Origin of the sequence: Clostridium chrysemydis, from assembly GCF_015234215.1 — a bacterium.
GTDB classification, from domain to species: domain Bacteria; phylum Bacillota; class Clostridia; order Clostridiales; family Clostridiaceae; genus Clostridium; species Clostridium chrysemydis.
The window spans coordinates 1,143,072-1,161,806 of sequence record NZ_JADEKP010000001.1 but is presented as its reverse complement, the minus strand read 5'-3'; the positions used below and the strand labels follow the sequence as shown (position 1 = coordinate 1,161,806).

At 29.2% G+C, this 18,735-nt stretch carries 20 protein-coding genes and 1 riboswitch; of the genes, 19 read left to right on the top strand and 1 reads right to left on the bottom strand.

What is annotated here, in order from left to right:
- Positions 1-89 precede the first annotated feature (89 nt).
- The 6 genes from dapF (at position 90) to INR60_RS05840 (ending at position 5,763) form a co-directional block, all read left to right on the top strand.
- Positions 90-905 carry a diaminopimelate epimerase gene (gene dapF / locus INR60_RS05865; RefSeq protein WP_194190545.1) on the top strand — a complete coding sequence of 272 codons (816 nt, stop codon included), beginning with the start codon at positions 90-92 and terminating at the stop codon, positions 903-905.
- Positions 906-909: 4 nt separating this feature from the next.
- Positions 910-1,929, top strand: coding sequence for a hypothetical protein (locus INR60_RS05860; RefSeq protein WP_194190544.1), 1,020 nt, complete (start codon positions 910-912; stop codon positions 1,927-1,929).
- A 109-nt stretch (positions 1,930-2,038) separates the two neighbouring features.
- On the top strand, positions 2,039-2,446 hold the full coding sequence (locus tag INR60_RS05855) for a PBECR3 domain-containing polyvalent protein (RefSeq protein ID WP_194190543.1): 408 nt from the start codon (positions 2,039-2,041) through the stop codon (positions 2,444-2,446).
- Positions 2,447-2,640: 194 nt separating this feature from the next.
- On the top strand, positions 2,641-3,633 hold the full coding sequence (locus INR60_RS05850; protein ID WP_194190542.1) for an asparaginase: 993 nt from the start codon (positions 2,641-2,643) through the stop codon (positions 3,631-3,633).
- A 106-nt stretch (positions 3,634-3,739) separates the two neighbouring features.
- Positions 3,740-3,839, top strand: a riboswitch (purine riboswitch).
- A gap of 73 nt (positions 3,840-3,912) precedes the next feature.
- Positions 3,913-5,277, top strand: coding sequence for an NCS2 family permease (locus INR60_RS05845; RefSeq protein ID WP_194190541.1), 1,365 nt, complete (start codon positions 3,913-3,915; stop codon positions 5,275-5,277).
- Positions 5,278-5,382: 105 nt separating this feature from the next.
- Complete coding sequence (locus INR60_RS05840; protein WP_194190540.1) at positions 5,383-5,763, top strand: SdpI family protein; 381 nt, start codon at positions 5,383-5,385, stop codon at positions 5,761-5,763.
- Positions 5,764-5,766: 3 nt separating this feature from the next.
- Here INR60_RS05840 and INR60_RS05835 read toward each other — a convergent pair whose 3' ends face one another.
- Positions 5,767-6,501, bottom strand: coding sequence for a GNAT family N-acetyltransferase (locus INR60_RS05835; protein ID WP_194190539.1), 735 nt, complete (start codon positions 6,499-6,501; stop codon positions 5,767-5,769).
- Positions 6,502-6,664: 163 nt separating this feature from the next.
- Between INR60_RS05835 and INR60_RS05830 the strand changes: the two genes are divergently transcribed.
- From INR60_RS05830 to rlmN, 13 genes are all read left to right on the top strand, one after another.
- Entirely contained in the window at positions 6,665-7,090 is a 426-nt protein-coding gene (locus INR60_RS05830) for a hypothetical protein (protein ID WP_194190538.1), read from the top strand.
- 111 nt (positions 7,091-7,201) lie between these two features.
- Positions 7,202-8,590, top strand: a complete 1,389-nt coding sequence (gene pepV, locus INR60_RS05825) for a dipeptidase PepV (RefSeq protein WP_194190972.1) — start codon at positions 7,202-7,204, stop codon at positions 8,588-8,590.
- Between the two features lie 182 nt (positions 8,591-8,772).
- Positions 8,773-9,654 carry a YicC/YloC family endoribonuclease gene (locus tag INR60_RS05820; RefSeq protein WP_194190537.1) on the top strand — a complete coding sequence of 294 codons (882 nt, stop codon included), beginning with the start codon at positions 8,773-8,775 and terminating at the stop codon, positions 9,652-9,654.
- 12 nt (positions 9,655-9,666) lie between these two features.
- Positions 9,667-9,936 carry an extracellular matrix/biofilm regulator RemA gene (gene remA, locus INR60_RS05815; RefSeq protein WP_024614595.1) on the top strand — a complete coding sequence of 90 codons (270 nt, stop codon included), beginning with the start codon at positions 9,667-9,669 and terminating at the stop codon, positions 9,934-9,936.
- Entirely contained in the window at positions 9,936-10,565 is a 630-nt protein-coding gene (gene gmk, locus INR60_RS05810; protein ID WP_194190536.1) for a guanylate kinase, read from the top strand. Before remA ends, gmk begins: the two co-directional genes overlap by 1 nt.
- The gene (gene rpoZ / locus INR60_RS05805) at positions 10,546-10,773 is read left to right on the top strand and encodes a DNA-directed RNA polymerase subunit omega (RefSeq protein WP_194190535.1); all 228 of its coding nucleotides are present in this window, start codon (positions 10,546-10,548) and stop codon (positions 10,771-10,773) included. The genes gmk and rpoZ overlap by 20 nt, the downstream gene beginning before the upstream one ends.
- Before the next feature lie 7 nt (positions 10,774-10,780).
- On the top strand, positions 10,781-11,971 hold the full coding sequence (gene coaBC / locus INR60_RS05800) for a bifunctional phosphopantothenoylcysteine decarboxylase/phosphopantothenate--cysteine ligase CoaBC (protein ID WP_194190534.1): 1,191 nt from the start codon (positions 10,781-10,783) through the stop codon (positions 11,969-11,971).
- Between the two features lie 35 nt (positions 11,972-12,006).
- Positions 12,007-14,202 carry a primosomal protein N' gene (gene priA / locus INR60_RS05795; protein WP_194190533.1) on the top strand — a complete coding sequence of 732 codons (2,196 nt, stop codon included), beginning with the start codon at positions 12,007-12,009 and terminating at the stop codon, positions 14,200-14,202.
- Between the two features lie 11 nt (positions 14,203-14,213).
- Positions 14,214-14,657, top strand: a complete 444-nt coding sequence (gene def, locus INR60_RS05790; RefSeq protein ID WP_194190532.1) for a peptide deformylase — start codon at positions 14,214-14,216, stop codon at positions 14,655-14,657.
- Positions 14,658-14,678: 21 nt separating this feature from the next.
- Complete coding sequence (gene fmt / locus INR60_RS05785; RefSeq protein WP_194190531.1) at positions 14,679-15,605, top strand: methionyl-tRNA formyltransferase; 927 nt, start codon at positions 14,679-14,681, stop codon at positions 15,603-15,605.
- 42 nt (positions 15,606-15,647) lie between these two features.
- Positions 15,648-16,334 carry a zinc metallopeptidase gene (locus INR60_RS05780; RefSeq protein ID WP_194190530.1) on the top strand — a complete coding sequence of 229 codons (687 nt, stop codon included), beginning with the start codon at positions 15,648-15,650 and terminating at the stop codon, positions 16,332-16,334.
- A 35-nt stretch (positions 16,335-16,369) separates the two neighbouring features.
- A complete protein-coding gene (rsmB, locus tag INR60_RS05775; protein WP_194190529.1) occupies positions 16,370-17,692 on the top strand; it encodes a 16S rRNA (cytosine(967)-C(5))-methyltransferase RsmB in 1,323 nt (440 codons plus the stop codon).
- Positions 17,693-17,700: 8 nt separating this feature from the next.
- On the top strand, positions 17,701-18,732 hold the full coding sequence (rlmN, locus tag INR60_RS05770) for a dual-specificity RNA methyltransferase RlmN (RefSeq protein WP_194190528.1): 1,032 nt from the start codon (positions 17,701-17,703) through the stop codon (positions 18,730-18,732).
- Positions 18,733-18,735: the final 3 nt, after the last annotated feature.

Here is an 18,735-nt window from a genome sequence, read left to right as displayed (position 1 = left end):
TTTTTGCCATCCTCTCTAAATGTTATTTAAAGATAGTATAACATTTTTAGGATGCAAATATCAATTTATATAGACTAGGAGTGATAAGAATGAACTTTGTAAAAATGCATGGTATTGGAAATGATTTTATATTTGTTGAAGATTTAAAAAATGAAATTAAAAACGAAGGTGAACTTTCGAAAAAAGTATGTAATAGGCACTTTGGTATAGGTGCAGATGGGTTAGTTATAATTAAAAAAGATAATAATATTTTTGAAATGGTTATAATAAATAGTGACGGGTCTTATGCAAGTATGTGTGGAAATGCTATTAGATGTTTTGGAAAATACATTTATGATAAAGGATTTACAAAGGATAAAAAATTCAAAGTTAAAACAGGTGATGGAATAAAAGAAATAGAACTTTTATTTAAAGATGAAAAAGTAACAGGAGCTAAAGTATATATGGGAAAACCTTCATATAAAGGTGAAGATATAGGGCTTAAAGACGGGTTAGATGAAGTTATTAAAAAAACTGTTAAAATAAATGATAAAGAATATGAATTAACGTCTGTTTTAGTAGGTGTACCTCATACTATAATAATAGGAAAAGAAAATGAGTACAATGTTAATGAAGGTGCCTTAATTGAAAAATACGAATTTTTTAAATCTGGGACAAATGTAAATTTCGTAACTATAAAAGATAGAAAAAACATAATCGTAGAAACCTTTGAAAGAGGTGCGGGAGCTACTTTAGCTTGTGGCACTGGTGCATCAGCTTCTGTAGAAGTTTTAAGAAGATTCCATCTTGTAGATGATGTTGTAAAAACTAAGTTGCCTGGCGGTGATTTAACTATTGAAATAAAAAATGAAGGAATTTATATGAGCGGAAACGCAGAATATATTTGTGAAGGGAAGATTTTATAAGGAAATGAAATTTAGAATGAATGTTTTAAGAAGAAAGAATTTATTAGTCTTACTTCTTATAAGTTTTTCATTTATTCTATATGCTTGTGGTAACAAAGAAAATGAAGTTAAAGAAGATATGGACAAATCAAAAGTTACCTTAAATAGTGGCGCAATAGTAGTAGGAGAAAATGGGACATATAAGAATTATGATATTAAAGATGGAAAATATAGCGAATTAAATGGAGACCAAACTATTGTTGAGTACAATGAAAATGCTAATAATTATATTTTTATTAAAGACTCAAAGCACTTTGTAAAATTTAATGGAGAAGATGTAAAAATAGATGAAGTAAATTACGATTTTTTAAATTTATCAGAAAATGGTGAAGAAGTAGCTTATATGGTTAATGACAACGGATATAAATTAAAAATATTAGACTTAAAGAGTAAAGAAAGTAAATTTGTAAAAGAAGATACTCAAATATCTGGAAATTTATTTGATTTTACAGGAGACGATAAATTAGTTTATTACGGCATCGGAAAAGATAAAACTAATGGTATATTTACATATGATTTAAAAACAGGAGAAGAAAAACTTTTATATAAACTATCAGGCGGAGGATACGTTGAATTTTTAAAAGGATATAAAGATGGAGTGATAATTTTTCAGCAAACCTTAGATAACAACAAAGTTTTAAAAGAAATTACAAAAGACGGAGAAGTAAAAGTTCTTTCTGAAGACGTTGAAAAAGTAAAAGATGTAATAAAGAACAACGGAAAATATTATGTTCTTGGAAGCTTTTCAGGTGATTCAAATTCTTTATACGAATTAAATAGCGACAAAACTTATAATAGATTAGTATATGATTTTCCAAAAGGCGTTGACTTAAATAAAGGAATTTCAATTACAAAAGATGGACTATTATTATTTGTTGGAATTGATCAATATAATAAACCTTCTATTTATAGCTATGATAAAAATGGGAACGTGAATTTAGTTTTAGATGGAAAAGAAGATTATACTTTTGTTAAAATTAACTAAACAGATTGTTTAGTTAATTTTTTTTATACTTAAAAACAGGTAAATTACAAGCGAAGTGAATATAATAAAATAAAGCCCCTTAATAATATGAAAGTTTGGTGAGAATTTTATGACGGTTCAAAAGAAAGTATATAAAAAAGTTGGAAAGATAGATAAAGTACTCGCAGATGATATAGGTTTAGATTATTACGGAGATGTGTATATCTCAAGGGGAGCCTTTAATCATATTCTAAAAAAGCATGGAAAACAATTTACAAAAAATATAAAAGATAACTTATCGATTATAATCGAAAGAATTATTGGAAATCCAGATTTTATTGGAAAATCTAAAAGAAGAGGGGAAAGTGCTTTAAGAATAGTTAAAAAAGTTGACGCTTATATTATGTTAGTATTAGAAGTTGATAAAGAAGAAGGCTATATGTATGTTGCAACGATGTATCCATTAACTAAATCTAAGCTTAAAAATAGTATTTATAGCGGAAGCTTGTTGGAAACAAACAAAGGAGTTGGAATATAATAAAAAAGGATATATAATAAGTTATAGATATTTTTGAGGTGAGAAATGGCACCTCACGCGCTTAAAATTAAATTATAGTAAATAGAGATGTAGGATACGCCGACCTACCGAAAATATCTTAATAAAAGACTTTTGATTTTCAAAAGTTTTTTATTTTTAAAATATAACAAAAGAAGTAAGGAGAAAAGGGAGATATGAAAAAAGTAGCAGTAGTTTTTAATGGTGGAACTATTTCAATGAAAGTCGATGAAAGACTTCAAGCAGCAGTTCCAAGCTTAAGTGGGGAAGATATAATGTCTTTAGTTACAGGGGTAGAAGATTATGCAAAGGTTGAAAATCACACGTTTTCAAGTCTTCCATCACCACATGTAACACCAAAACTTATGTTAGAACTTTCAAAGTTTGTACAAGATTTAGCAAATAGAGAAGATATAGATGGTATTGTAGTTACTCACGGAACAGATACTCTAGAAGAAACAGCATATTTTTTAGATTTAACTACAAATACAAAAAAACCAATAGTAGTTACAGGGGCTATGAGAAGTAGTTCAGAACTTGGATATGACGGACCATTTAATTTAGCTACATCTATTTGTACGGCTATTTCAGATGAAGCATATGGACGTGGAGTTTTAGTTTGCTTTAATGGAGAACTAAATGATTCTATAGAAGTTACAAAAGCAAACTCTATGGCATTAAATGCATTTAGAACACCAAACTTTGGACCTGTTGGAGTAGTTGACAATAATAATGTTATATTCTATAGAAAAGGAAAAAAAGGTGTAAAACTAAGTCCTAAGAATATGGATAAGGATGTAGCTTTAATAAAATGCGTCTCAGGTATGGGAAGTGAATTTATAGATTTTTCTTTAGATAAAGGATATAAAGGGCTAGTCATAGAGGCTATGGGAAGAGGAAATGTACCTCCAACTATGGTTAAAGGAATAGAAAAAGCTATAAAAGAAGACATTCCTGTAATTATAGTATCAAGATGTTTTGAAGGAAGAGTTTTTGAAAGTTACGGATATGAAGGGGGCGGAAAGCATTTAAGAAATATGGGATGTATTTTTGGAGATACTATGCCGGGACAAAAAGCTAGAATTAAGCTTTTAGCTGCAATAAATAGTGGTAAAACTGTAAAAGAAATAAGAGAAATTTTTGAAGATGGACTATATACACATCACTAAACACGAACAATTATATTTAATTTTATTATAAATATACATAAAAATAATAAAAAAAGAGATATTTTTAAAAATATGTTGACAAACATTCGTGTTATGATATAGAATAATATTCGTAAAGTGTATGACTCATATAAGTGTGATGATATGGATCACAAGTTTCTACCAGATACCGTAAATATCTGACTATGAGAAGACGAATTAGAAATTCTAAAGGTCGTTATGGGTTATACTTAGTTTAAGTTAACCTATAACGACCTTTTATTATTGTGGGGGTTTAAGATGAAAAAACAAAAAAGAATCTTAGAAATTCTTGATAACAAGAATGTTGACTTCAAAAAGGAGATCATAGCCGGTGTTACTACATTTTTAACAATGGCATACATTATTGCCGTTAATCCTAATATTCTAAGTCAAACTGGAATGGATGCTGGAGCTCTAGTTACAGCAACTTGTCTTTCAGCAGCATTTGCAACTATACTTATGGGTGTATTTGCAAATTTACCATTTGCACTAGCTTCTGGTATGGGATTAAATGCATACTTTGCTTTTTCTGTAGTAATAGGAAAAGGAATATCTTGGGAAATAGCATTAACAGCTGTATTTGTAGAAGGTATTATTTTTATTTTAATGTCACTATGTAATATAAGACAAGCAGTGGTTAAGGCAATTCCCCTTAATATGAAATTTGCAGTAACTGCAGGAATTGGTTTATTTATTGCTTTTATCGGATTTACAGGAAGTAAAATAGTTGTTTCAAATCCAGATACATTTTTAGCAATAGGAGATTTTACAAAGCCTACAGCTGTAATTGCAGCAATAGGAGTATTAATTATAGCTGTACTAGATAAAAAAGGAGTTAGAGGATCTATTCTTTTTGGAATTCTAGTATCAACATTAATTGCATGGGGATATGCTATGTATGATCCAGAGTTTGCAGCTACACTTGGTATATACTTACCAAACGGTATAATTAAATTTGAAAGTATAGCGCCTATAGCTGGAAAAATTGATTTAGCATATGTATTCCATCCATCAAATATTTGGACATTTATAACTATAGTATTTACTTTCTTATTTGTTGATTTCTTTGATACTATAGGAACGTTAGTTGGAGTTTCATCAAAAGCTGGAATGCTTGATGAAGAAGGAAACATTCCAAACGTTGGTAAAGCCTTAATGTGTGATGCTGTAGGAACAACAGCAGGTGCAGTTATGGGAGTTTCAACAGTAACAACATTTGTTGAAAGTTCAACAGGAGTTGCAGCTGGAGGAAGAACAGGATGGACTTCTATAACAACAGGAATACTATTCTTAGTTGCAATGTTCTTTTCACCAATATTCGTTGCAATCCCAGCATGTGCTACAGCACCAGCTTTAATATATGTTGGATACTTAATGCTTGGGGCAGTTAAAAACATTAACTTTGATGAAATAACAGAAGGTTTCCCAGCATTTATAACAATTGCTGCTATGCCGCTTACTTATAGCATAGGTGATGGATTAACTTTAGGAGTTTTATCATATGTAATAATTAATGTTATTTATAACTTATTCTTTAGAAAAGCTAATGAAGAGAAAAAGCCTGTATCAATAGTTATGTTAGTACTTGCTGTAATCTTTATGTTTAAATTGTTAGTATTATAGTTTTTATAAAAGCCAAAATGGGACAATTCTCATTTTGGCTTTTTTATAGGTTGAAACTGTAAAAATATGTTATAATAATATAAAGAATTACGAGTAGGTGATTAGATGAATGTTTTTATTTTCATTAATTATTTATTGATACCTGGTGTTATGATACTCTTTGGGGGATTACTTTTAAAGAAACCTCCAAAAGAAATTAATGGACTCTATGGGTATAGAACAACTATGTCTATGAAAAATAAAGACACTTGGGATTTTGCAAATAAAGCTATTGGAAAGTTGTGGCTTACACTTGGAATAGCATTATTTATGATAACAGTTATATCTCTAACGGTTATACTAGGGGTTAATAAAGAACTTTTAGGCAAATATGGGTTAGTGCTCTTTTATCTTCAAATAGCAGCACTTATATTATCAATTTTTCCTGTAGAGATAAAATTAAAAAAGAAGTTTAATAGAAATGGTACTATAAAAAAAGCAGACTAAAATTTAGTCTGCTTTTTTTATTGAAGTTATTTCAATAAATTCAGGTAAAAACCCAGATTTTAAAGCTACCTTTTGTGACTCTAAGTGAGAAAGGCTTGTTCCGTAAAAAGGTACCTTATTTATTTTTAAAACTTCATTTTTAATATTAGATACTAGAATTGTCCCAATATTTTTAGATCTACTTTTACTTGAAACGTTTATACCTATCTGATATAGATATTTTGAGTCCAAACTAACGCCAGACATACCAAGTATTTCTTCGTTTTCTATATAAGATATTCCTAAAATATCAGGCGTATCTTTATTAAAAGCAAAAGCTTCATCGAATCTATCATCACCTTTAAAGTTTAAAATTTCTAAATTATTATACTGTTTTAAATTTGAAGATTTAATAAAGGAGTCATCCTTTGGAGTAAAATATTCTTTTATTTCAAAGATTTTAAAACCAAACCTTAAGAGCTTATTATCTATAGCTTTTAAATTTCTATAATTAAGAAACCAAGCAGAAGTAGAATCTTTAAAGAGATTTACAAAAGCATCTTTTAATTCTTTTGTAGTGGATATAATAATATGATTTTTATAAATTAATAGCCTAAAAATCATATCGTTATTAAAAAATCTTGAATCCTTAGAATTTTTAATTTCGGTTATTATTAAATTATCTTCAAAAGAGTTTAAAGTAAAATTATAATCAATCATAAGTTGTTTTAAAGTAGTCTTTGAAATATTATTAAGCATAAAATCACCTCTTAAACAAATATTACCATAATAAAAAAATAAAAAATATATCTTAAATAATATACTCGTATATGATGATAATAATTAACACAAAAAGTATAGATTGTATGAAAGTCCTAGATTTTATATAATATTAATAAAGGGATAATGTTTGGGGGGAAATATGAAAAATAAAAAAGTAATATTAAGTTTAATATTTATAATTTCTATAGTTTTTTACATAGGATATAGTAGAATTAAAATTAATAATTTAGAAAATGGACTTGAAAATAACATAAGAAATAATATTAGAAGTTTTGCATCTCTTGATAAAAAGGAAATAGATGAAAAATTATATGGTGAAATATATAATTTTATAGAATCTTCTAGAATGGACTATTGCATATTAGAAAAGGGGGCGATAGATAAAGATGACTTAGAATATAACGTAGCTATATTACTTTTAAAAATAAGGGATCTTTTAGTTAATGATAAAGAAAGATTTATAAGAGTGTTTTCTAAAGATTCTGTAAATCAAGACCTTTTTAAAATAGCAGATAACTTTAAAGATAGAGAATCTATTAATAAAGTATATAAACTTGTAAGCTAAAGGAGATTGTTTAAAGCAATCTCTTAAATTTTGCGTTAATTTAACTATTTGAAGAATGATATGGAAGATTAAAAGTGGTATAATTATGTAAAACAAAGGGTAAAGGAGAGGATAATTTTGATTAACAAAAAAATTGATGAATTAAAAAATGAAATTATTAAAACTACAATTGATCTAGTTAAAGTTAAAAGTGTTGCTAAAGAAACAGAAGGTGAATTCCCTTATGGAAAAGACGTGGCAGAACTTTTAAAATTAACTTTAGAGAAATGTGAAGAACTAGGTTTTAAAACTAAAAATTTAGATAACTATGTAGGTTATGCTGAAATAGGGGAAGGTGAAGATTACGTAGTTGCTTTAGGTCACTTAGATGTAGTTCCAGAAGGAGAAGGTTGGAAGTTTCCTCCATACTCTGGAGAAATTAGTGATGGATACATCTACGGTAGAGGTACAGCAGATGATAAAGGGCCAATAGTAGCTGCATTATATGGTGCTAAAGCTATAAAAGATTTAGGGTTAAAATTAAATAAAAGAATAAGAATAGTATTTGGTACTTCTGAAGAAATTGGAGGATCTGATATTCATCATTATTTAAAATATGAAAAAGCTCCTGTGTTTGGGTTTACTCCAGATGCTGAATTCCCAATAATAAATGGTGAAAAAGGTATTATTGACTTTGACTTAGTTAAAGATGTAGATACTTCAAAAGAAGAAAATGTTATTGAATACTTCAAAGGAGGTAGTGCAGTTAATGTAGTACCAAACTTTGCAGAATGTAAAATAATAACTAATAATTTAGATAATATAGAAAATATATTAAATAAATTCAATCAATCTAACGATAGAAAAGTTGAATTTACAAAATCAGAAAACACAATCGTTATAACTGCAAAAGGTAAAAATGCTCACGGTAGCACTCCAGAACTTGGAGAAAACGCTATAATGACTTTATTTAAATCATTAGAAAATATAAACTTTGGAAAAGAAACAAATGACTTTATAAAATTTGTTAATGAAAATATAGGTTATGAATTAAATGGAGAAAAATTTGGAGTAGGATTAAGTGATGAAGTTTCAGGAAAACTTACTTTAAATGTTGGTATAGTTGATTTTAATAAAGATAAATTAGAAATAAAAATTAACTTAAGATACCCTGTAACTAAAAAATATGATGATGTTATGGATGTAGTTATAGATAAAACTAAGGACGAAAATATTGGAGTATTTGGTATATCTCACGATGCACCACTTTACTTCTCAAAAGATAGTGAATTAATTAAAAAACTTCAAAAGGTTTATAGCGAGCAAACAGGAAAAGAAGCTAAGCTTATATCAATAGGTGGAGGAACTTATGCAAAAGAAATTCCAAACACAGTAGCATTTGGACCTTTATTCCCAGGAGAGCCAGAATGTATTCATATGCCAAATGAAAAAATAAGCATAGAAAACCTTATAGATTGCGCTAAAATCTATGGAAATGCTTTGTATGAATTAGCTAAATAATATTAATTATTAAAAGGCACCACTTTTGTGGTGCTTTTAATTTTTAAATAAAATAGTTAGATATTTATAAAATAACTTTCTTTTACAAATAAATGTTAAGAATTTGTTAACAAACTATTGACTTTATTTAGTTAGTCCAATAATATTGTTTATATAATTTGTTAAGTAAAGGAGGGATAAGGATGGCGAAAAGTATGACTAGCTTTGGTAGGGCTAGAAGTAGCGAGGAAAATGAAAGAATTTTTTCAGTTGAGATGAAAAGCGTAAATCATAGATACCTTGACATAAATATAAGAATGCCAAAGCAAATGATTGCACTTGAAGAACGTATTAGAAAAGTTATAAATTCGAGACTAAGTAGAGGTAAAGTTGATGTTTTTATTAACTTAAAGAGTTTTAAAAGTGACGACGTTGTTGCAGAACTTAACAAAGATTTAGCCAAAAGCTATTTCGACTGTTTAGAAGAAATAGCAAAATCTCTAAATATTCCAAACGATGCAACAGCAACTACAATATCAAGATTTCAAGATGTTATAACTATTTCACAAAAAGAAGAAGATTTAGAAGAGGTTTATATAGAAATCACTCCTCTTTTAAAAGAAGCTTTAGATAATATGATTGAAATGCGTATAGTAGAAGGCGAAAAACTTAAGGAAGATATCTTAGGTAAGCTTTTAGTTATAGATGAAACAGTAGACGAAGTTGAAAAGATAGCAGACTCAGTTCCAAGGGCTTACAAAGAAAAGCTTGAAGATAGAGTGAAAGAACTTACTAGTAATTTAAATATTGATGAACAAAGAATTGCTATGGAAGTTGCAATGTTTTCTGATAAAGCTACTGTGGATGAAGAAATTATAAGACTTAGAAGTCATATAATTCAAATGAGAAATACTTTAAAGCTTAAAGAGCCGATAGGAAGAAAGTTAGATTTTATAGTTCAAGAAATGAATAGAGAAACTAACACTATTGCTTCAAAATCTAGTCACATTGAAATGACAAACTTTGTTATTGAGATGAAAAATATCATCGAAAAAATAAGAGAACAAGTGCAAAATATTGAATAGAGGAGGCATATAATGGGTATCAAATTAATAAACATAGGTTTTGGAAACATAGTTTCAGCTAATAGATTAGTTGCTATAGTTAGTCCAGAATCTGCACCAATAAAGAGAATAATCCAAGAAGCTAGAGACAGAGGGATGCTTATAGACGCTACTTATGGTAGAAGAACTAGAGCGGTTATAATAACTGATAGTGATCACGTTATCCTTTCAGCAGTTCAACCAGAAACTGTTGCACATAGATTATCTAATAAGGATGACCATGATGACGAGGTAGACGAATAATGAAAAAAGGTGTTTTATTAGTAATTTCTGGTCCTTCGGGAGCTGGAAAAGGAACTATCTGTAAAGAACTTTTAAATAGAAACGATAATTTATATCTTTCAGTTTCAGCAACAACAAGATCGCCTAGAGCAGGAGAAGTTGAAGGTGTAAATTATTACTTCTTAAATAAAGATCAATTCAAAGAAAGAATCGAAGAAGGTGATTTCTTAGAACATGCAGAAGTTTATGGGAATTTCTATGGTACGCCAAAGTCTAATGTTCAAAAAATGTTAAACGAAGGAAAAGACGTAATTTTAGAAATTGATATTCAAGGTGCTTTAAAAGTTAAAGAAAATTGTGAAGAAGGTATCTTCATATTTATTCTTCCACCTTCTATGGAAGAACTAAAGAAAAGAATTATAGGTAGAGGTAGCGAAACTGAAGAATCATTAATGACTAGATTTAAATCAGCTTATAAAGAAATTAATTTTGTTTCAAAATATAATTATGCTGTAGTTAATGATGAAGTAGAGATAGCTACAAAAAAGTTAGAGGCTATTATAACAGCCGAAAAATGTAGAGTAGATAGAATAAAAGATAAAATTTTAGATTCTAAGGAGGGCATTATTCATGAACAACTCTATGATTAATCCATCAATAGTGGAATTATTAGAAAAGGTAGACGATAGATACTCATTAGTATTAATAACATCAAAAAGAGCAAGACAAATAATAGCAGGAAGTAAACCACTTATCGAGGAGAAATTCCAAAAGCCGCTTACAACAGCTATAAACGAGCTAAATGATGGAGTATTACACTTCCATAATGTAGAAGAACCTACTACGGAAGAAAACTAATAGTTAAATGTATAAAGGAAAATGCGTTGTTATTGGAGTAACAGGTGGAATTGCTGTATATAAATCACTTGATGTAATCAGTGCCTTAAGAAAAAAAGGTATAGATGTAAGAGTTATTATGACTAAATCAGCAACTGAATTCGTAACACCTCTTACTTTCCAATCAATGAGTCAAAATATGGTTATAACAGACATGTTTGCTGAGCCAAAAGCTTGGGAGATTCAACATATAAGTTTAGCTCAAAAAGCTGATGTTATGTTAGTTTGTCCAGCTACTGCGAACATTATAGGCAAAGTTTCTAATGGTATTGCAGATGATATGTTATCTACAACTATCATGGCAACTAAAGCAAAAGTGATTTTTGCACCTGCGATGAACACAAACATGTATGTTAACCCAATAGTTCAAAATAATATCAAAAAGCTTAAGGAATATGGATATGAATTCATAGACCCAGATAGCGGAAGACTTGCTTGTGGTGATGTTGGAAAAGGAAAACTTGAAAAACCTGAAGTTATAGTAGATAGAGTTTTAAAAGAACTATATCCAATTAAAGATTTAGTAGGGAAAAATGTGTTAGTAACAGCAGGACCTACTAAAGCACATATTGACCCAGTAAGATTTATAACAAATAGATCGACGGGAAAAATGGGTCATCAAATTGCTTTAGAGGCTAGAGATAGAGGTGCAAATGTAACTTTAATTACAGGTGCTAATGACGTATCAGATGTTAGAGGCGTTAAGATAATTAAAGTCGACACAAACAAAGATATGAAAGATGCTGTTTTAGAAAGATTTAATAATCAAGATATAGTTATTAAATCAGCAGCTGTATCTGATTATAAACCTTTAAATTATAGCGATAAAAAGATTAAAAAAAATGGTGATACATTAAACCTAGAACTTACAAAAGATTTTGATATCTTAAATGAACTAGGTAAAAGAAAAACTAATCAAGTATTAGTGGGATTTGCAGCAGAGTCAAACGACTTAAAAGAAAATGCAAAAAGTAAATTAGAAAGAAAGAATCTAGATTACATAGTAGGAAACAATATAGTATCTAGCGATTCAGGTTTTGGAAGTGATAATAACAGAGTTATTATTTTTTCAAAAGATGGAGAAGAGGTTTCTTTAGATATAATGAGCAAAAGAGACGTTGCAAAAAATCTATTTGATTTAATCGGAAGAAAGCGCTAAATGCGCTTTTTTCTTTTATGGAAGGTGTTTAAAAAATGAATTTATATGCTGAAGTAGTTATAAATAGTGATGCACAAGAAATAGATAGACCCTTTACTTATAAAGTTTCAAAAGAAGATGAACTTAAAATAAGTGTAGGAGATAGAGTAAGTGTTCACTTTGGAGCTGGAAATAGATTTACAGAAGGCTTTGTTGTAGCTTTAAAAACTGAATATGAAGGTAATTATAAGCTTAAGTATATAAAAAAAATTCTAGACACTAAGCCTATTTTAACTCGTGAAAATCTTTTAACTATAGAATTTTTAAGAAGAAAGACTTTATGTAAATATATTGATGCAATTAGGCTTATGATTCCAAAGGGAATAACTAAAGGTGCTACATTTAAAAAGAAAAATGTTATTAAATTTAAAGAGGAATTAAATGAAAAGTATAAAAATAATGAAAAATACTTATCTTTAATTAATTTTATAAAAGACAATGATGAATGTTTCTCTAAAGCTGAATTAACTAAAGAACATGGATTTTCAAGTTATATGATAAATAAATCTATAGAAGAAGGATTTTTAGAAGTAATTCAAACTATAGTAGATAGATATAATAAGAAAACTTATGAATTAGATAAAACAAAAATATTAAATGAAGAGCAACTAAAGGCTATTAAAGTAGTTTTAAATAGTGAAACTAAAGGAACCCTAATAAAAGGAGTCACAGGCTCTGGTAAAACAGAAGTTTACATGGAACTAGTTCGTGAAACTTTAAATAAAGGCAAGTCTTGCATAGTTTTAGTTCCTGAAATATCTTTAACTCCACAGATGATTCAAAGATTTAAAGGCAGGTTTGGAGAAGAAGTTGCACTTTTTCACAGTAAACTTTCAGAGGGAGAAAGATTTGATGAGTGGTATAGAGTAAAAAATGGTAAATGTAGATTAGTTATAGGAGCAAGAAGCGCTCTCTTTTTACCAGTTCAGGATTTAGGTTTAATTATAGTAGATGAAGAACACGAAAGCAGTTATAAATCAGAACATAATCCAAAGTATAGCACAAAAGAAGTTTGTGAATTTTATAGCGAAATTTACAACGCTAAATATGTATTAGGTTCTGCAACACCTTCTGTTGAAAGTTTTGCAGACGCTATAGTTCAAAAAATAAATTTAGTAGAACTCAAAGAAAGAATAGATAAAAAGCCACTTCCTACTATGGAAATTGTGGATATGAGAAAAGAACTTAAAGATAAAAATTTATCTATGTTTAGTAGAAAACTATATAAAAAGATGAAAGAAGCTTTAGAAAGAAAAGAACAAATAATTCTTTTCTTAAATAGAAGAGGATTTTCTACATTTATTTCTTGTAGAAGTTGCGGTTATGTTTTTAAATGTCACAAATGTGACATATCTTTGACGTATCATAATAGTGGATACTTATCTTGTCATTATTGCGGATATGTAGAAAAGGAAAAGAAAGTTTGCCCAAAGTGCGGTAGTAAATACGTAAAATTCTTTGGTGCAGGTACTGAAAAAGTTCAAAATGAAATCAAAAAGTATTTTAAAGATGCAAGAGTTTTAAGAATGGATTCAGATACTACTAAAGCTAAAGATGCCTACGAAAAAATATATAATTCATTTATAAATGGTGAAGCTGATATTTTAATAGGTACTCAAATGGTAGCTAAAGGATTTGATTTTAAAAATGTTAGCTTAGTTGGAATACTAGCAGCTGATATGTCATTAAACATGCCAGACTATAGAGCATCTGAAAGAACATATGATTTAGTTACTCAAGTTTCAGGAAGAGCTGGAAGAGGTGAAACTAAAGGAGAGGTTGTAATTCAAAGCTACACTCCAAATCATCCAAGTTTAAAATATGCTGTTGATAATAATTATACTGATATGTTTAAGGAAGAAATAAGAATTAGAAAATTGATGTGTTATCCGCCTTTTGGTAAAATAGTATTAATTAGAGGTTTATCTAAGAATGAAATAAAGCTTAAAGAGTTTATGGAAAACACAAAAGATAAGATAGAAGGATTAATAAGCGAAGGTTCTTACTTACTCGGCCCTACACCTTGTGTTGTCAAAAAGGTCAGAGATATGTTTAGATATCAGATTATGATTAAAGGTAACGTAAATGATAACGAACTTTTAAATATAAGAAATAGCCTTTATGATTTAAATAAGAGTGTATATAATGAAATAAGAATAAATATTGATATTAATCCAAATAATTTATTATAGGAGGCATAAAAATGGCAATTAGAAATATTAGAAAAAAAGGCGACGATGTTTTAAGAAAAAAAAGCAAAGTTGTCACAGAATTAGATAAAAGAACTTTAACTTTAATTAAAGATATGGTAGAAACTATGTATGAAGCTGATGGAGTTGGCCTTGCTGCACCTCAAGTTGGAATACTTAAAAGAGTATTTGTTATAGATGTATACGACGGAGAAGGTCCTAGAGTATTTATAAATCCAGAGATATTAGAGCTTAAAGGCTCTCAAGTTGGAGAAGAAGGATGCTTAAGCTGTCCTGGTGAGGCTGAAGATGTAGATAGAGCTATGTATGTTAAAGTTAAGGCTATAAACGAAAAGGGTGAAGAATTTATCCTTGAAGCTGAAGAACTTTTAGCTAGAGCAATTCAACACGAAAATGACCACTTAGATGGGATTTTATTTATAGATAAAGCAATTTAATAAAGAAAGGAGAAAAGTTAGATGAAGATAGTTTTTATGGGAACTCCAGATTTTGCAGTTCCATCACTAAAAGCACTAATTGAGAAGTATGGCGTAGAATGTGTATTTACTCAACCTGACAAGAGACAAGGTAGAGGTAAAAAAATAGCTTATTCTCCAGTTAAAGAAGAAGCATTAAAGCATGACATCGAAGTAATTCAACCTATTAAACTTAAAGATGAAAAAGAAATGATTAAAAATCTTAAAGATTTAGAACCTGACTTTATAATAGTAGTTGCATTTGGTCAAATCTTAACTAAAGAAGTTTTAGATATACCAAAATACGGATGTATTAATCTTCACGGTTCAATTTTACCAATGTATAGGGGAGCAGCTCCTATAAACTGGGCTATTATTAATGGTGAAAAGGTATCTGGTAATACAACTATGCTTATGGATGTAGGACTTGATACAGGGGATATGTTACTTAAAGATGAGGTAGAGATTACAGATGATATGACAGCTGGTGAACTTTACGAAATATTAAAAGATAGGGGAGCTGATCTTTTAATTCAAACTATTGAAGGATTAGTTAATGGAACTATAGAAAGAGAAAAACAAACAGATGAAACTTTCTACGCTAAAATGCTTAATAAAGATATGGCAAAGATAGATTGGTCTAAGAGTGCAAAGGATATAAAAAATCTTATAAGAGGTTTAAATCCTTGGCCGGTAGCCTTTACTAATTATGAAGATAAAGTTATGAAAATATATGAATCAGAAGTAAAAGAGACTAAAGGTAACGTAGAACCAGGTACTATTTTAAATGTATCAAAAGAAGGAATTTTAGTTTCTTGTGGAGCAGGAAGCCTTTTAGTTAAAAGAATTCAATTCCCAGGAAAGAAAGCACTTACTGTTAAAGAATACTTAAATGGTTATAAGATAGAAGAGGGAACTACTTTAAAATAATAATAGAATTTTAAATTCTAAATATGAAAAGAGGTAATTCGTATGTACTATCCATTTTATTTTGATAAGACTATTTTAATTTTAATTCCAGCTATTTTAGTTACTATCTATGCACAAGGGAAAATTAGTTCAACATATAACAAGTATAGAAGAATTGGAATTAGAAATGGCTACACTGGGGCTTTAGTTGCTAGAATGATTCTTGATAATTCAGGTTTATCATATGTTAAAATAGAAATGATAAATAGAGAACTAGGTGACCACTATGACCCAAGAGACAAAGTTTTAAGGTTGTCACCAGATGTTTATAATGGAAATACTATTGCAGCTGCAGGTATTGCGGCACATGAAGTAGGCCATGCGATACAAGATTCAAAAAGTTATGGACCATTAGTACTTAGAAATACAATAGTTCCAATAGTTAATTTAGGTTCAAACCTTTCTTGGATACTATTAATAATAGGTTTAGTACTTGGTAATAGTCTTTTTATTAATCTTGGTATAATATTTTTCTCAGGGGCAGTTATTTTTCAACTTGTAACATTACCAGTTGAATTTAATGCATCAAATAGAGCGTTAAAAATATTAAGTAGTATGAATATTTTATATAGCGATGAACTAGATGGTGCAAAAAAGGTATTAAAGTCAGCAGCACTAACTTATATTGCGGCAGCTTTAATGGCTATTTCTCAACTAATAAGACTTATTGCAATTAGTAAGAGAGAATAATATAATTAAATAAAAACTGAAAGAAGAGGTAATATATGAATAGTAGAAGCGTAGCTATAGAAATACTAAACAGAGTTTTAAACGAAGGAGCGTATTCAAACATAGCACTTTCAAATGAACTAAATAAATGCGAGCTAAATGATAAAGATAAAGCTCTAGTAACTGAGATAGTTTATGGAACATTAAGAAGAAAGAAGACTTTAGATACAATAATAGCTTCTTTTGTTAAAGATATAAAAATAATGGATAGAACTATTTTAAACATTTTAAGAGTAGCAATTTATCAAATGAGATTTTTAGATAAAGTTCCAAGTTATGCAGCGTGTAATGAAGCTGTTGAAGAAGCTAAAAAAGTTTCAGAAGAAGATAGCAAACTTGTAAATGGTATCTTAAGAAATTATGTTAAAAAAGAAGATAACTTAGGGATCAAATTTCAAAATAGAATTTACGAACTAGCTTACAATTATTCATTCCAACCTTGGATGATTAGAATGCTTATCAAACAATACGGAGAAGAAAAAACAATTCAAATAATGGATGGGTTAAACCAAACTCCTAGCGTAACAGTTAGAGTTAATAGCTTAAAAGCTGATTTTGATGAAGTATTTGATAAGTTAGAAGAACTAGGATATGAAGTTGAAGAAGGAGATATAGCACCAGAAGCTATAACTATAAGAGGAGGAAGCTCTCTTGATAAGAATATGCTTTTTGAAGAAGGAAAGATAACAGTTCAAGACGAGAGTGCAATGCTTGTAGCGCCACTTTTAGACCTGCAAGATGGAGAAATAGTATTAGACCTTTGTAGTGCACCTGGTGGAAAAACTACTCATATCTCAGAAATATTAAATAATACAGGGAAAGTTTATGCATTTGACTTACATGAAAGTAAATTAAACTTAGTTAAAGAAAATTGTGATAGACTTGGAATAACAAACGTAGAATTAAATCAAATGGATGCTACTAAATTAGATAGTAAATACGTAGCTATGGCAGATAAAGTTCTAATTGACGTTCCTTGTTCAGGACTTGGAATAGCAAGAAGAAAGCCAGAAATCAAATGGAATAAAACAAGAGAAGAGCTTAAAGAATTAGTTCAAGTTCAAAGAAGAATAATGGAAAATGCTTGGGAGTATTTAAGAAAAGGTGGTACAATGGTTTACTCAACTTGTACTTTAAACATAGAAGAGAACGAAGAAAATATAAGATGGTTCTTAGATAAACATAGAGACTGTGAAATAGAAAGAGTCTTCGTTGGAAGAGGAAACAACCTAAAATACTCATTAGAAGGTATGCTAACTATTATGCCAAACGAATATATGGATGGTTTCTTTATGGCTAAATTAACAAAAAGAAAATAGGTGCAAATATGAAAAATATATTAGATTTAACTTTAGAGGAATTTACAGAATGGTTAAAGGCTAATGGAGAAAGTGGATTTAGAGGGAAACAAGTTTTTTCTTGGATTTATAAAGAAGTTTGGGATTTTGATGAAATGAAAAATCTTCCTAAGACTTTAAAAGAAAAACTAAAAGAAAACTTTAAAATATCTATTCCTAAAGTTGTAGAAGCATACGAATCAAAATTAGATGGGACTATAAAATTACTTCTAGCATTAGAAGATGGTAACATAATAGAAACTGTTATTATGAAATATAAACATGGTAATAGTATCTGTGTTTCTACTCAAATAGGTTGTAGAATGGGTTGTAAATTCTGCGCTTCAACTATAGATGGAAGAGTTAGAAATATGAGTTCTGGAGAAATATTATCAGAAGTTATGGTTGCTCAAAAATATATAGGTGAAAGAATTTCAAATATTGTATTAATGGGTTCTGGTGAACCTTTAGATAACTATGACAACGTAATTAAGTTCTTAAGAGAAGTAAATGCTGAATATGGATTAAACATAGGGCAAAGACATATAACGCTATCAACTTGTGGTTTAGTTCCTGAGATTTACAAATTAGCTGATGAGGATATGCAAGTAACACTTGCAATCTCTCTTCATGCTTTTAGTGATGAAAAGAGAAAAGAAATAATGCCAATTGCAAATAAATACTCAATAAAAGAGATTTTAGACGCGTGTGATTATTTCATAAATAAAACCAAAAGAAGAATAACATTTGAATACTCTTTAGTAAAAGATGTGAATGATTCTAAAGAAGATAGTAAATCACTTGGAAAATTATTAAAGGGAATCTTATGCCACGTTAATTTAATTCCAGTAAATGAAGTTAAAGAGAATTCTTTTAAAAGGTCTTCTGCAAAGGCAATTGAAGTATTTGCGGAAACTTTAAAAGGATGTGGCGTTGAAACGACTGTAAGAAGAGAAATGGGAAGCGATATTGACTCAGCTTGTGGTCAGTTAAGGAGAAGTTATTTAAAATCCCAAGATTAAGGG